The following is a 14,518-nucleotide window of genomic DNA, read 5'->3' as shown; positions in this document are numbered from 1 at the left end:
AGCCCACAGTGGGTAAAAAAGGTCCGCGGAGTCAACTTTTTTCGAAGAAGTGACTGCGGATGAACTGGATGATACTCCAGTGATGGAGTCTGTTGCAGAGGGATATGGGTATGTCAGGCGTCAAGGTCAGCGGCAAGGTCAAATGGTTCAACAATGCCAAGGGTTACGGCTTCATCAATGAGGATGGCAAGACAGAAGATCTGTTTGCCCATTACTCGGCCATCCAGATGGAGGGTTATAAAACCCTGAAGGCCGGACAAGCTGTCGCGTTCGAAATTATCCAGGGACCTAAAGGCCTGCATGCAGTCAACATCGGCAACCCTGTTGAAGTTTCGAAAACCGTGGCACCCGCCACAACATCGACCGTTACGGCCTAAGACCGCCACCGCCATCCAGTCATAAAAAAAACGCCCGCCTCAATCACTTGAGCCGGGCGTTTTTCGCATGCCTGTCGTTCGCTTACATGTGCGAGATCAGTGCATCGCCGAAGCCGGAGGAGGAAACCAGCTTGGCGCCATCCATCAGACGTTCGAAGTCATAGGTCACGGTCTTGGCGGAAATCGCGCCATTGGTGCCCTTGATGATCAGGTCGGCCGCTTCGGTCCAACCCATGTGGCGCAACATCATTTCCGCAGACAGGATCAGCGAACCCGGGTTGACCTGATCCTTGCCGGCGTACTTCGGTGCGGTGCCGTGGGTGGCTTCGAACATGGCCACGGTGTCGGACAGGTTGGCACCTGGCGCAATACCGATACCGCCCACTTCGGCCGCCAGGGCGTCGGAAAGGTAGTCGCCGTTCAGGTTCAGGGTCGCGATCACATCGTATTCGGCCGGGCGCAGCAGGATCTGCTGCAGCATGGCGTCGGCGATGGCATCCTTGACGATGACGTTCTTGCCGGTTTTCGGGTTCTTGAACTGCATCCACGGACCGCCGTCGAGCAGGGTCGCGCCGAACTCTTCAGCCGCCACTTCGTAGGCCCATTCCTTGAAGGCACCTTCGGTGAACTTCATGATGTTGCCTTTGTGCACGATGGTCAGCGAATCGCGATCGTTGTCGACCACATATTGCAGGGCCTTGCGCGCCAGGCGCTTGGTGCCTTGCAGCGAAACCGGCTTGACGCCGATGCCGCAGTTTTCGTCGAAACGGATCTTGGTAACGCCCATTTCTTCTTTAAGGAATTTGATGACCTTGGTGGCTTCCGGCGTACCGGCCTTCCACTCAATGCCGGCATAGATGTCTTCGGAGTTCTCGCGGAAGATGGTCATGTCGACGTCGCCTGGCTTCTTGACCGGGCTAGGCACGCCTTCGAACCAGCGCACTGGGCGCAGGCAGACGTACAGGTCGAGTTGCTGACGCAGCGCCACATTGAGCGAGCGGATGCCGCCACCGACCGGCGTGGTCAGCGGGCCTTTGATGGAAACCACGTAATCCTTGACCGCGTCCAGGGTTTCCTGAGGCAGCCAGGTGTCCTGATCGTAAACCTGAGTCGCTTTTTCCCCGGCGTACACTTCCATCCAGGAAATCTTGCGCTCGCCGCCGTAAGCCTTTTTCACAGCAGCATCGACAACCTTGATCATGACCGGACTGATGTCGACACCAATGCCGTCGCCTTCGATGAAGGGAATGATCGGGTTATTAGGAACATTGAGAGAATGGTCTGCGTTGACGGTGATTTTGTCGCCGACGGCTGGAACCTGAATCTTCTTGTAACCCATGCTGAACTCCATTGATTGGATTGAACATCTGGCTTGGTTCGAGCGTAACCCAGTTGAATCGGCGCGCAAACCCTATGTTCCATCCATCTGCCGCAAAGCCGCGCAACTCGCGCGCTACAAGCCTGAAAGCAAAGGGAAAAGCGCCAAATTCAAGCACGACGAATGACTCTACGCCCGGCCTGCCCCTGCGACCTTTAGACCAATGGACGAGAATCATTGCGTATGAACCATCGGCAGATTGCCAGCTACCTATGTATAATGCCGCCGCTGACTAAAGGGTCACGACGGCTGAACCGCTCTATGACGAGGGTTTCGCCCGACAAGCCGGCCTGTTATCGCAGCCCGGCTATTTGACGCCCCTACTGATGCACCCAACATCACAGCAACGAAATCTCGATATTCGGCTCATGGATGACTTTGAACGAACGCGCTTACCCGGCGCACCTCGAGTTTCTGCGCACGCTTTAGCAAAGAAGAGAGAGTTAATCCGAATATGCCCACCCGCTCGAAGATCATCTATACCTTCACCGACGAAGCCCCAGCCCTCGCCACCTATTCACTGTTGCCTATCGTAGAGGCGTTCACCGCCTCGGCTGATATCGCCGTGGAAACCCGCGATATCTCTCTTGCAGGGCGCATCCTGGCCAGCTTCCCCGAGCAACTGGGTGACAAAGCCGTAGCCGACCACCTCGCCGAACTGGGCGACCTGGCCGTTACGCCTGAAGCCAACATCATCAAGCTGCCGAACATCAGCGCCTCGGTACCGCAGCTGCAAGCCGCGATCAAAGAACTGCAAGCCCAGGGCTACGCCCTGCCGGACTACCCGGAAACCGTGACCAGCGACGCCGACAAAGAAGTCAAATCGCGCTACGACAAGGTCAAGGGCAGCGCGGTAAACCCGGTTCTGCGTGAAGGCAACTCCGACCGTCGCGCGCCACTGTCGGTGAAGAACTACGCTCGCAAGCACCCACACAAAATGGGCGCCTGGGCTGCGGACTCCAAGTCCCACGTCGCTCACATGAGCACCGGCGATTTCTACGGCAGCGAAAAAGCCGCCCTGATCGACGCCGCTGGCGCCGTGAAAATCGAGCTGATCGCTCAAGACGGCACCACCACCGTCCTGAAAGAAAAGACCACCGTTCAGGCTGGCGAGATCCTCGACTGCGCCGTCATGAGCAAAAACGCTCTGCGCGCTTTCATCGCTGCTGAAATCGAAAGCGCCAAGGCCCAAGGCGTGCTGCTGTCGGTTCACCTGAAAGCCACCATGATGAAGGTTTCCGACCCGATCATGTTCGGCCAGATCGTTGCCGAGTTCTATAAAGACGCACTGGCCAAGCACGCTGACGTGCTGGCGCAGATCGGCTTCAACCTGAACAACGGCATCGGCGACCTGTACGCTCGCATCAAGGCCCTGCCGGCCGAGCAGCAAGCTGCCATCGAAGCTGACATTCAAGCGGTCTACGCCGTTCGTCCATCGCTGGCGATGGTCAACTCCGACAAAGGCATCACCAACCTGCACGTGCCGAGCGACGTCATCGTCGACGCCTCGATGCCGGCCATGATCCGTGACTCCGGCAAAATGTGGGGCACCGACGGCCAGCTGCACGACACCAAGGCCGTGATCCCGGATCGTTGCTACGCGACCATCTACCAGGCCGTGATCGAAGACTGCAAGGCCAATGGCGCCTTCGACCCAACCACCATGGGCAGCGTGCCGAACGTTGGCCTGATGGCGAAGAAAGCCGAAGAGTACGGTTCCCACGACAAGACTTTCCAGATCAAGACCAACGGTGTTGTCCGCGTGACCGACACCAACGGCACCTTGCTGCTGGAGCAGTCGGTTGAAGCCGGCGACATCTTCCGCATGTGCCAGACCAAAGACGCGCCGATCCAGGACTGGGTCAAACTGGCCGTCAACCGTGCTCGCGCCAGCAGCACTCCAGCGATTTTCTGGCTGGACCCAATGCGCGCCCACGACGGCGTAGTGATCGAGAAAGTTCAGGCCTACCTGAAGGATCACGACACTGCCGGTCTGGACATCCAGATCATGGCACCGGTCGACGCCATGAAGTACACCCTGCAGCGCACCCGCTCTGGCCTCGACACCATCTCGGTGACCGGCAACGTATTGCGCGACTACCTGACTGACCTGTTCCCGATCATGGAACTGGGCACCAGCGCCAAGATGCTGTCGATCGTCCCGCTGATGAACGGCGGTGGCCTGTTCGAAACCGGCGCCGGCGGTTCGGCTCCGAAGCACGTTCAACAGCTGCTGGAAGAAAACTTCCTGCGCTGGGACTCGCTGGGTGAGTTCCTGGCCCTCGCTGCTTCCCTTGAGCACCTGGGTGTGACTTACAACAACCCTAAGGCGCTGGTTCTGGCCAAGACCCTGGATCAGGCCACTGGCCAGTTCCTGGACAACAACAAGTCGCCATCGCGCAAAGTCGGCAACATCGACAACCGCGGCAGCCACTTCTACCTGGCGCTGTACTGGGCTCAAGCCCTGGCTGCCCAGACCGAAGACGCTGCACTGCAAGCGCAGTTCGCGACCCTGGCCAAGACCCTGACCGAGAACGAGGCGACCATCGTTGCCGAGCTTAACGCCGTTCAGGGCAAGCCAGTCGACATCGGCGGTTACTACCACGCCAGTGCCGAGCTGATCAGCAGAGCCATGCGCCCAAGCGCCACACTCAACGCGGCGATTGCTGCGCTGGTGTAAGGTTGTAAGGGAACATCACAAACCCCGGCCCTGTGCCGGGGTTTGTGTTTCTGCGATTTGTGGTCAACTCAAAACCCTGTGGGAGCTGGCCTGCCAGCGATGGCGGTTTATCATTCAACATTGATGCTGACTGACCCACCGCAATCGCTGGCAGGCCAGCTCCCACAGGGATAGTGTTTCAACATCGAGGACATCTCATGGACTGGAAACCCCACATCACCGTCGCCACCATCGTCGAAGACAATGGCCGCTTCCTGATGGTCGAAGAACACAAGGCCGGTCGCAACGTACTCAACCAGCCCGCCGGCCACCTCGACCCGAACGAAACCCTCACCGAAGCCGCCGTGCGCGAAACCCTCGAGGAAACCGGCTGGGACGTCGAACCTACCGGCGTGCTGGGCATTTACCTGTACACCGCCCCGAGCAACGGCGTGACCTACCAACGGGTCTGCTTTATTGCCAAACCGCTGAAACACCACCCGGATTACCAACTGGACGACGGTATCGTCGGCGCCAAGTGGTTGACCCGCGACGAATTAATCGAGCAGCGCGACTACTGGCGCAGCGAACTGATCATCCGTTGCATCGACGACTATCTGGCAGGCATTCGCTTCGACCTCGAATTGATCCGTCCTTCTCTTTAGCCTTGTGCGCTTCGGCCTGATAGAATCGCGTCCTTTTTCAAGACACTCATTGAATCCCTATGCGTGATCCAGCCCCTTCTGACACACAAAAGAAGCGCGTCATTGTCGGCATGTCCGGCGGCGTGGACTCTTCCGTTTCCGCCCTCCTGCTGATCGAGCAGGGTTATGAGGTGGAAGGCCTGTTCATGAAGAACTGGGAAGAAGACGATGGAACGGAATACTGCACCGCCATGGACGACCTGGCGGACGCCCAGGCCGTGTGCGACAAGATTGGCATCAAGCTGCACACCGCCAACTTCGCTGCCGAGTACTGGGACAACGTGTTCGAGCATTTCCTGGCCGAATACAAGGCCGGACGCACGCCGAACCCGGACATCCTGTGCAACCGCGAGATCAAGTTCAAGGCGTTCCTCGACTACGCCATGATGCTCGGCGCCGACCTGATTGCCACCGGTCACTACGTGCGTCGCCGCGACATCGATGGCCGCACTGAACTGCTCAAGGGCCTGGACGCCAACAAGGACCAGAGCTATTTCCTGCACGCTGTCGGCGGCGAACAAATTGCCAAGACCCTGTTCCCGGTCGGCGAACTGGAAAAACCTGAAGTCCGCGCAATTGCCGAGAAATACCAGCTGGCGACTGCAAAGAAAAAGGACTCCACCGGTATTTGCTTCATCGGCGAACGCCGCTTCAGCGACTTCCTCAAGCAATACCTGCCAGCGCAACCAGGCGAGATCAAGACCACCGAAGGTGAAATCATCGGCCGCCACCACGGCTTGATGTACCACACCATCGGCCAGCGTCAGGGCCTGGGCATCGGTGGCTTGAAGGATGCCAACGACGAGCCGTGGTACGTGCTGATCAAGGACCTGGAGCACAACGAGCTGATCGTCGGCCAGGGTAACGACCATCCGTGGCTGTTCTCCCGCGCCCTGCTCGCTTCGGACATCTATTGGGTCAACCCGATCGACCTGACCGAGCCGCGCAAGCTGACCGCCAAGGTCCGTTATCGCCAGAGCGACCAGCCTTGCACGCTGGAAAAGACCGCTACCGGCTACCGCGCAACCTTCGATGACCCGCAACGCGCGGTCACCCCGGGTCAATCCGTGGTGTTCTACGACGGTGAAATCTGCCTCGGCGGCGGCGTGATTGAAGTTGCGGAGCCCTGGACCAGCAAAGGCGCTCTTAAAGGCGAGCAGCAATGACCCCCACCCAGGAGCAACTGACGGCGCTGGGCGGCGTATTTCTCGCCGCCGTGCTGGTCGACAAGATCGCCAAGACCGGCCAGACCAGCGAAGCCGGCCTGACCTGCATGCTCGGCAGCCTGTTGATCCGCGACCCCAAGGACACACTGGAAGTCTACGGCGGTGACGACCTCAATCTGCGCGAAGGCTATCGTGCATTGATCGGCGCCCTCGAACGCGACCCGAGCGCCCTTCAGCGCGAGCCGCTGCGCTATGCGCTGGCCATGCTCGGTCTTGAGCGTCAGCTGGCCAAGCGCAGCGACATGCTCGACGTGATCGGCAAGCGCCTGCCGCAGATTCAGTCCCAGGTCGAACACTTCGGCCCGGCCCACGAAAACGTGGTCGCCGCCTGCGGTGCGCTGTATCAGGACACACTGAGCACCCTGCGCCAACGCATCCAGGTGCATGGCGACATGCGCAACCTGCAGCAGCCAAGCAACGCCTCGAAAATCCGCGCCTTGTTGCTGGCCGGCATTCGTTCGGCGCGCCTGTGGCGGCAATTGGGTGGCCATCGCTGGCAGTTGGTGATCAGTCGCCGCAAATTGCTGAAAGAGCTTTACCCCTTGATGCGTAACGAATAACCCGCATCGACAGCACAGAACTTAGCAATACGCGTAATACGCCGGTCAGTTGGCGACGGACCGGCGGATTTTTTCATGTATGATACGCGCCCCATTTCGTTGCCCGACTGTCCGAGAACACCCCATGCAGCTTTCTTCGCTCACTGCGGTTTCCCCTGTTGACGGCCGCTACGCCGGCAAAACCCAGGCCCTGCGCCCAATTTTCAGCGAATACGGCCTGATCCGTGCCCGCGTTCTGGTTGAAGTGCGCTGGCTCCAGCGCCTGGCCGCTCACCCTGCCATCAGCGAAGTGCCGGCGTTCTCCGCCGAAGCCAACGCTGTGCTCAACACCCTGGCGGAAAACTTTTCTCTGGAGCACGCCGAGCGCGTCAAAGAGATCGAGCGCACCACCAACCACGACGTCAAAGCCATCGAATACCTGCTCAAAGAGCAAGCGGCCAAGTTGCCGGAACTGGCCCAGGTCAGCGAGTTCATCCACTTTGCCTGCACCAGCGAGGACATCAATAACCTGTCCCACGCCCTGATGCTGCGCGAAGGCCGTGATGACGTGATGCTGCCGCTGATGCGCCAGACCGCCAACGCCATCCGCGAACTGGCTATCCGTTTCGCCGACGTGCCAATGCTGTCGCGCACCCACGGTCAACCGGCTTCGCCGACCACCTTGGGCAAAGAACTGGCGAACGTGGTTTACCGTCTGGAGCGTCAAATCGCTCAAGTCGCTGCCGTACCGCTGCTGGGCAAGATCAACGGCGCTGTCGGCAACTACAACGCTCACCTGTCGGCCTACCCTGAGATCGACTGGGAAGCCAACGCCCGCGCCTTCATCGAAGACGAGCTGGGCCTGGGCTTCAACCCGTACACCACGCAGATTGAACCGCACGACTACATCGCCGAGCTGTTCGACGCGATCGCCCGCTTCAACACCATCCTGATCGACTTCGACCGTGACATCTGGGGCTACATCTCCCTGGGTTACTTCAAGCAGCGCACCATCGCTGGCGAAATCGGTTCGTCGACCATGCCGCACAAGGTCAACCCGATCGACTTCGAAAACTCCGAAGGCAACCTGGGTATCGCCAACGCATTGTTCCAGCACCTGGCGAGCAAATTGCCGATCTCCCGCTGGCAGCGCGACCTGACCGACTCCACCGTACTGCGCAACCTCGGCGTGGGCTTTGCCCACAGCGTGATCGCGTACGAAGCCAGCCTCAAAGGCATCAGCAAACTGGAGCTCAACGAGCAGAAGATTGCCGCTGACCTGGACGCTTGCTGGGAAGTGTTGGCTGAGCCGATCCAGACTGTGATGCGTCGCTACAACATCGAAAACCCGTACGAAAAGCTGAAAGAACTGACCCGCGGCAAGGGCATCAGCCCAGAAGCGCTGCAGACTTTCATCGACGGCCTGGACATGCCGGCTGCGGCCAAGGCAGAGCTGAAATTGCTCACCCCGGCCAACTACATCGGTAACGCTGTAGAGCAAGCCAAACGCATCTGATCGACCGCTGGACCCCTTTAAGACGCCCGGCCGCGCCGGGCGTTTTTATTCCCGTATGAAAAGTGCTTTTTTTCAATAGGTTACACATGAATCCTGACATCCCTCTTCAACTTCTGGGCGGCATCACGGCACGAGAATTCCTGCGCGACTACTGGCAGAAAAAACCACTGCTGATCCGTCAGGCCATTCCCGATTTCGAAAGCCCGATCGACGCAGATGAATTGGCCGGCCTGGCGCTGGAAGAAGAAGTCGAATCGCGCCTGATCATCGAGAACGGCGAGCGTCCGTGGGAACTGCGTCGCGGCCCCTTTGCCGAAGACGAATTCAGCAAACTGCCGGAGCGCGACTGGACCCTGCTGGTCCAGGCCGTCGACCAGTTCGTCCCGGAAGTCAGCGAACTACTGGAAAATTTCCGCTTCCTGCCGAGCTGGCGCATCGACGACGTGATGATCAGCTTCGCCGCCCCGGGTGGCAGCGTGGGTCCTCACTTCGACAACTACGACGTGTTCCTGCTGCAAGGCCACGGCAAGCGCAACTGGAAGATCGGCCAGATGTGCGACTCCGAGAGCCCGCTGCTGCAACACGCAGACCTGCGCATCCTCGCTGATTTCGAAGCGACCGATGAATGGGTCCTGGAACCGGGTGACATGCTGTACCTGCCGCCACGCCTGGCCCACTGCGGTGTTGCCGTTGATGACTGCCTGACTTACTCGGTTGGTTTCCGCGCCCCGAGCGCCGCTGAAGTGCTGACCCACTTCACCGACTTCCTCAGCCAGTTCCTGCCGGACGAAGAGCGCTACACCGACGCCGACGCCCAGCCTGCTGCCGATCCGCACCAGATCCAGCATGACGCCCTCGATCGCCTGAAAAGCCTGCTGGCCGAGCACATGAGCGACGAGCGCCTGCTGCTGACCTGGTTCGGCCAGTTCATGACCGAGCCGCGCTACCCGGAACTGGTCGTCGGGCCGGAAGACCTCGCAGAAGACGACGTCCTCGGTGCACTGGAGCAAGGGGCCGTGCTGATCCGCAACCCAAGCGCACGCCTGGCCTGGTCGGAAGTCGATGACGACCTGTTGCTGTTCGCCAGCGGTCAGAGCCGTTACTTGCCGGGCAAGTTGCGCGAGTTGCTGAAAATGATCTGCGCCGCCGATGCTCTGCACAGCGACAACCTGGGCGACTGGCTGAGCGACGAAGACGGCCGCGGCCTGCTGTGCGAGCTGGTCAAGCAAGGCAGCCTGGGGTTCGCCGATGAATAAGATTCACGTACGTGTCGCAGACTGGCAAAAGGACAACGCCGAGATCCGGCGCATTCGTGAAACGGTGTTCGTTGCCGAGCAATGCGTCCCGCCTGAACTGGAGTGGGACGCCGACGACGCAACCGCTGTGCATTTCCTTGCGCTCGAAGGCGACTTTCCGATTGGCACCGCCCGCCTGCTGCCCGACGGCCACGTCGGCCGGGTTTCGGTGCTCAAGGACTGGCGCGGCCTGAAAGTCGGTGACGCGCTGATGCAAGCCGTCATCGGTGAAGCCGAAGAACGCGGACTGAAACAGCAGATGCTCAGCGCCCAGGTACAAGCCACGGCGTTCTATGAGCGCCTGGGGTTCAGCATGGTCAGTGAGGAGTTCCTGGAAGCCGGGATTCCGCATGTGGACATGGTGCGGCACAGTTAAGATCAAAAGACCGCAATCCCTGTAGGAGCTGCCGCAGGCTGCGATCTTTTGCGGCACATCACAAAACGCCCCGACATCACGAGATGCCGGGGCGTTTTGCTGTCTACGATTCAACTTGCCCCATCCCGGGCCGACAAAGTGGCAATATCAAGCCTTTGATTGCGGAGATAACGGATATGTCCCTACGCACCCTGCTCACCACACTGTTGGTAACCTGCAGTTTTTCGGTCATGGCCGCCACCGAAATCGTGCCACTGAACTACCACACCAGCGCCGACATGCTGCCCGTCGCACAGGATTTCATTGGCAAGGATGGCCAAGTCAGCGCCTACGGCAATCAGCTCATCGTCAACGCGGATCAACGCAAGATCGACGAACTTAAAGCCCTCCTATCCCAACTCGATACCGCACCCAAACGCCTGCTGATCACCGTCGACACTAATGAAAACAACGTTCAGGGCGACCAGGGTTATTCGGTGAACGGCGCCAAGCCCAGTCAGACACGCATCATCAGCCGCAGCACCGCCAGTCGAGACGGCGGTATTCAACAAGTCCAGGCCACCGACGGCATGCCGGCGCTAATCCAGGTCGGTCAAAGCGTACCGTTGACCAGCACCCAGTCGGACTCCTACGGCGACCTGCGCAGCCAGACCGAATACCGCAATGTCACCCAAGGTTTTTACGTCACCGCCAATGTCACGGGAGAGATCGTTCACCTGTCGATCAGTACCAACCGTGACCGCATGAGCCAGGAACGTCCCGATGTAGTGAACGTGCAAAGCACCGACACAACTGTCACTGGGCGCCTGGGCGAATGGATCCTCCTGGCCGGCGTGAATCGCCAGACCCAGGCCGACAAACAGGGCGTGGCCCGCAGCTACTCGACTCAGGGGCGCGATGACATGACCCTGCGGGTGAAAGTCGATACTTTGGACTAAGGCATCGAAAACTGACTGACAAGTCGTATTAGACCAAAGATGTAGTGCTTGAAAAAAAGCACTACAAAACGTTTGACGAGTCAAAAAAGCAAAGGCATGATGGCCTCGCTCCCGCTAATCAGGGGCCCTGGCAAGGGCCTTCGAGGCGACGTTCGCACCTACCCCGCGAGCCGCTTCGTGTCTGTACCGCCCACAAGGTGTGTTTGACGAGGTTGCCGACTGGAACGAAGTTGTCCCGAGGGACGGAAGCGTAATTAGGTAACCCGGCACCACTCTGATGTTCGCACTAAGGCCCACGACGCCCGAATGCGCCCGCCAGTTCGCCTTTACCTGCTCACTTCCCCTCGAGCCCATCGTTCATCCCGTCGCCATCCCCGCCGAATCCGACTTGACCACCTAAGCTTCTGGTCAGCGAGCGCAGGAATTTTCCACCGCAGAACAACTTTTCATAAAGACGCGACGAGGTTTATCTCCCATGGCACTGACACGCGAACAGCAAATTGCAGCCCTCGAAAAAGACTGGGCTGAAAACCCGCGCTGGAAAGGCGTGACACGCACTTACTCCGCTGCTGACGTCGTCCGCCTGCGTGGCTCGGTTCAACCTGAGCACACCTTTGCAAAAATGGGCGCCGAGAAGCTGTGGAACCTGGTGACCCAGGGTGCCAAGCCAGCCTTCCGTCCTGAGAAAGATTTCGTCAACTGCATGGGCGCCCTGACCGGCGGCCAGGCTGTGCAACAAGTCAAAGCCGGCATCCAAGCAATCTACCTGTCGGGCTGGCAAGTGGCTGCGGACAACAACTCCGCCGAATCGATGTACCCGGACCAGTCGCTGTACCCGGTGGACTCGGTTCCAACCGTGGTCAAGCGCATCAACAACTCGTTCCGTCGTGCCGACCAGATCCAGTGGAAAGCCGGCAAGAACCCGGGCGACGACGGCTACATCGACTACTTCGCGCCGATCGTTGCTGACGCCGAAGCCGGTTTCGGCGGCGTACTGAACGCTTACGAGCTGATGAAGAGCATGATCGAAGCAGGCGCTGCCGGCGTTCACTTCGAAGACCAACTGGCTTCCGTGAAAAAATGCGGCCACATGGGCGGCAAGGTGCTGGTGCCTACCCAGGAAGCCGTACAAAAGCTGACCGCTGCCCGTCTGGCTGCTGACGTTGCCGGTACTCCGACTATCATCCTGGCCCGTACCGACGCCAACGCCGCTGACCTGCTGACTTCGGACTGCGACCCGTACGACCAGCCATTCGTGACTGGCGAACGTACCCAGGAAGGCTTCTACAAAGTGCGCGCCGGCCTGGACCAGGCCATCGCTCGCGGCCTGGCTTACGCTCCGTACGCCGACCTGATCTGGTGCGAAACCGCCAAGCCAGACCTGGACGAGGCTCGTCGCTTCGCTGAAGCGATCAAGAAGGAATACCCGGACCAACTGCTGTCGTACAACTGCTCGCCTTCCTTCAACTGGAAGAAAAACCTGGACGACGCGACCATCGCCAAGTTCCAGCGCGAACTGTCCGCCATGGGTTACAAGCACCAGTTCATCACCCTGGCCGGCATTCACAACATGTGGCACAGCATGTTCAACCTGGCGCACGACTACGCCCGCAACGACATGACTGCCTACGTGAAGCTGCAAGAGCAGGAATTCGCTGACGCTTCGAAAGGCTACACCTTCGTGGCTCACCAGCAGGAAGTGGGCACCGGCTACTTCGACGACATGACCACTGTGATCCAGGGTGGCTCGTCTTCGGTTACCGCACTGACCGGTTCGACTGAAGAAGAACAGTTCCACTGATCTGCTTCGCCTGAGCAAACGGCCGTTGCGGACTGATTAGAAACCGCAACGCCGCCCATCTGACGCCCCGACTGGTTCGGGGCGTTTTTTTTGCGTGCGATTTACCAAACACCACAGAACCCTGTAGGAGCTGACGAGTGAAACGAGGCTGCGATCTTTTGATCTTGCCTTTGAAAGATCGCAGCCTCGTTTCACTCGTCAGCTCCTACAGTAACGCGCATATAAGGCAACTTTCTGCGCACTTGCGGAATAAACAGTTTAAAAACCAACCCAAACAATATTGATTATCATTTAGCTGAAACTATGTTCGTTACATTCCCTACAAAACATAATTGACGAAATGCCGGCTAATGCCCACGGGCCAAGGGCCACAGGGCTTTTGAGGTTCGCTATGTCCTTATTCCTATAATAAATTTCGCTATAGGAATTTTACTTGCCGGGTGTTTAGCCATAAAATCAGTGGGATTGATTGCTGCGACATATCGTCACTGCTTTGTTCTTTTTCAAGCTCAGAGACCTTTGCTCTCTGTTAAGGATTTCCAGCATGCCCGAAGCGACAGGACTCATGGCCCACAACTGGGGCTTTGCCATTTTCCTTCTAGGCGTCGTCGGCCTCTGTGCCTTCATGCTGGGCGTCTCCAGCCTCCTCGGGTCAAAAGCCTGGGGCCGCAGCAAAAACGAACCGTTCGAGTCCGGCATGCTACCTACAGGTGGCGCCCGCTTGCGGCTCTCAGCCAAATTCTATCTGGTCGCGATGCTCTTCGTGATTTTCGATATCGAAGCCCTCTTTCTCTTTGCATGGTCTGTGTCCGTCCGCGAAAGCGGCTGGACCGGATTCGTCGAAGCTCTCGTTTTCATAGCAATTCTGTTGGCAGGTCTTGTCTACCTATTCCGAGTGGGCGCCCTTGACTGGGCTCCGGAAGCTCGGCGCAAGCGGCAAGCGAAGCTGAAACAATGAGGCTTTGGCAATGCAATACAATCTCACCAGGATCGACCCCGATGCTCCTAACGAGCAGTATCCGATTGGCGAACGGGAAACCGTTTCCGATCCGTTAGAAGATCAAGTCCACAAAAACATCTTCATGGGCAAGCTCGAAGACGTGCTTAACGGCACGATCAACTGGGGGCGCAAGAACTCCCTGTGGCCGTATAACTTCGGTCTTTCGTGCTGCTACGTGGAAATGACCACCGCCTTCACGGCGCCCCACGACATCGCGCGCTTTGGCGCCGAGGTTATCCGGGCATCGCCGCGTCAGGCGGATTTCATGGTTATCGCCGGTACCTGCTTCATCAAGATGGCGCCGATCATTCAGCGTCTCTACGAGCAAATGCTCGAACCTAAATGGGTCATCTCCATGGGTTCGTGCGCCAACTCCGGTGGCATGTACGACATCTACTCTGTCGTTCAAGGGGTGGACAAGTTCCTGCCCGTGGACGTCTACGTGCCTGGCTGCCCGCCCCGTCCTGAAGCTTTTCTGCAAGGCTTGATGCTGTTGCAGGAGTCGATTGGACAGGAGCGTCGTCCGCTTTCCTGGGTCGTCGGCGATCAAGGCGTGTATCGCGCCGAGATGCCTTCCGAAAAGGAAAAGCGCCGCGAACAGCGAATCGCAGTCACCAACCTGCGCAGCCCCGACGAAGTCTGATCCAGATCTGCTTCTTTAATAGAACGAGAAACTGGCTTCATTCTTTACGTTGACCGAAAGCGATAA

14 protein-coding genes are annotated in these 14,518 nt (G+C 58.6%); 13 read left to right on the top strand and 1 reads right to left on the bottom strand.

Annotation, left to right across the window (positions count from 1 at the left end; all coding sequences use genetic code 11):
* The first annotated feature begins 110 nt into the window (after positions 1–110).
* Complete coding sequence (gene cspD, locus KVG88_RS25015; RefSeq protein WP_217873046.1) at positions 111–377, top strand: cold shock domain-containing protein CspD; 267 nt, start codon at positions 111–113, stop codon at positions 375–377.
* An 82-nt stretch (positions 378–459) separates the two neighbouring features.
* Here cspD and icd read toward each other — a convergent pair whose 3' ends face one another.
* A complete protein-coding gene (icd, locus tag KVG88_RS25010) occupies positions 460–1,716 on the bottom strand; it encodes an NADP-dependent isocitrate dehydrogenase (protein ID WP_075947937.1) in 1,257 nt (418 codons plus the stop codon).
* Here icd and KVG88_RS25005 point away from each other — a divergent pair.
* The 12 genes from KVG88_RS25005 (at position 1,715) to KVG88_RS24950 (ending at position 14,452) form a co-directional block, all read left to right on the top strand.
* Positions 1,715–1,882, top strand: a complete 168-nt coding sequence (locus KVG88_RS25005) for a hypothetical protein (RefSeq protein ID WP_191630447.1) — start codon at positions 1,715–1,717, stop codon at positions 1,880–1,882. The genes icd and KVG88_RS25005 overlap by 2 nt on opposite strands.
* A gap of 327 nt (positions 1,883–2,209) precedes the next feature.
* Positions 2,210–4,435: an NADP-dependent isocitrate dehydrogenase gene (locus tag KVG88_RS25000; protein WP_217873045.1), complete on the top strand. Its 2,226-nt coding sequence runs from the start codon at positions 2,210–2,212 to the stop codon at positions 4,433–4,435.
* Between the two features lie 197 nt (positions 4,436–4,632).
* The gene (locus KVG88_RS24995) at positions 4,633–5,079 is read left to right on the top strand and encodes an NUDIX hydrolase (RefSeq protein WP_217873044.1); all 447 of its coding nucleotides are present in this window, start codon (positions 4,633–4,635) and stop codon (positions 5,077–5,079) included.
* Positions 5,080–5,138: 59 nt separating this feature from the next.
* Positions 5,139–6,284, top strand: coding sequence for a tRNA 2-thiouridine(34) synthase MnmA (mnmA, locus tag KVG88_RS24990; RefSeq protein ID WP_217873043.1), 1,146 nt, complete (start codon positions 5,139–5,141; stop codon positions 6,282–6,284).
* Entirely contained in the window at positions 6,281–6,904 is a 624-nt protein-coding gene (gene hflD / locus KVG88_RS24985) for a high frequency lysogenization protein HflD (protein WP_150701305.1), read from the top strand. Before mnmA ends, hflD begins: the two co-directional genes overlap by 4 nt.
* Before the next feature lie 124 nt (positions 6,905–7,028).
* On the top strand, positions 7,029–8,399 hold the full coding sequence (gene purB / locus KVG88_RS24980) for an adenylosuccinate lyase (RefSeq protein WP_010209589.1): 1,371 nt from the start codon (positions 7,029–7,031) through the stop codon (positions 8,397–8,399).
* Positions 8,400–8,485: 86 nt separating this feature from the next.
* Complete coding sequence (locus KVG88_RS24975) at positions 8,486–9,655, top strand: ribosomal protein uL16 3-hydroxylase (protein WP_217873042.1); 1,170 nt, start codon at positions 8,486–8,488, stop codon at positions 9,653–9,655.
* Entirely contained in the window at positions 9,648–10,070 is a 423-nt protein-coding gene (locus tag KVG88_RS24970; protein ID WP_150701303.1) for a GNAT family N-acetyltransferase, read from the top strand. The genes KVG88_RS24975 and KVG88_RS24970 overlap by 8 nt, the downstream gene beginning before the upstream one ends.
* 176 nt (positions 10,071–10,246) lie before the next feature.
* Positions 10,247–11,008 (top strand): secretin N-terminal domain-containing protein, encoded by a 762-nt coding sequence (locus tag KVG88_RS24965; RefSeq protein WP_150701302.1) that lies wholly within the window; start codon positions 10,247–10,249, stop codon positions 11,006–11,008.
* 475 nt (positions 11,009–11,483) lie between these two features.
* Positions 11,484–12,809 (top strand): isocitrate lyase, encoded by a 1,326-nt coding sequence (gene aceA / locus KVG88_RS24960; protein WP_034146910.1) that lies wholly within the window; start codon positions 11,484–11,486, stop codon positions 12,807–12,809.
* A gap of 544 nt (positions 12,810–13,353) precedes the next feature.
* On the top strand, positions 13,354–13,767 hold the full coding sequence (locus KVG88_RS24955; protein WP_003223812.1) for an NADH-quinone oxidoreductase subunit A: 414 nt from the start codon (positions 13,354–13,356) through the stop codon (positions 13,765–13,767).
* A 10-nt stretch (positions 13,768–13,777) separates the two neighbouring features.
* Positions 13,778–14,452: a NuoB/complex I 20 kDa subunit family protein gene (locus tag KVG88_RS24950; RefSeq protein WP_007946424.1), complete on the top strand. Its 675-nt coding sequence runs from the start codon at positions 13,778–13,780 to the stop codon at positions 14,450–14,452.
* The last annotated feature ends 66 nt before the right edge of the window (positions 14,453–14,518 follow it).

The organism is Pseudomonas azerbaijanoccidentalis (assembly GCF_019145495.1).
GTDB lineage: Bacteria > Pseudomonadota > Gammaproteobacteria > Pseudomonadales > Pseudomonadaceae > Aquipseudomonas > Aquipseudomonas azerbaijanoccidentalis.
The sequence above is the reverse complement of the archived record's forward strand: the minus strand, read 5'-3'. Positions and strand labels throughout refer to the sequence as shown.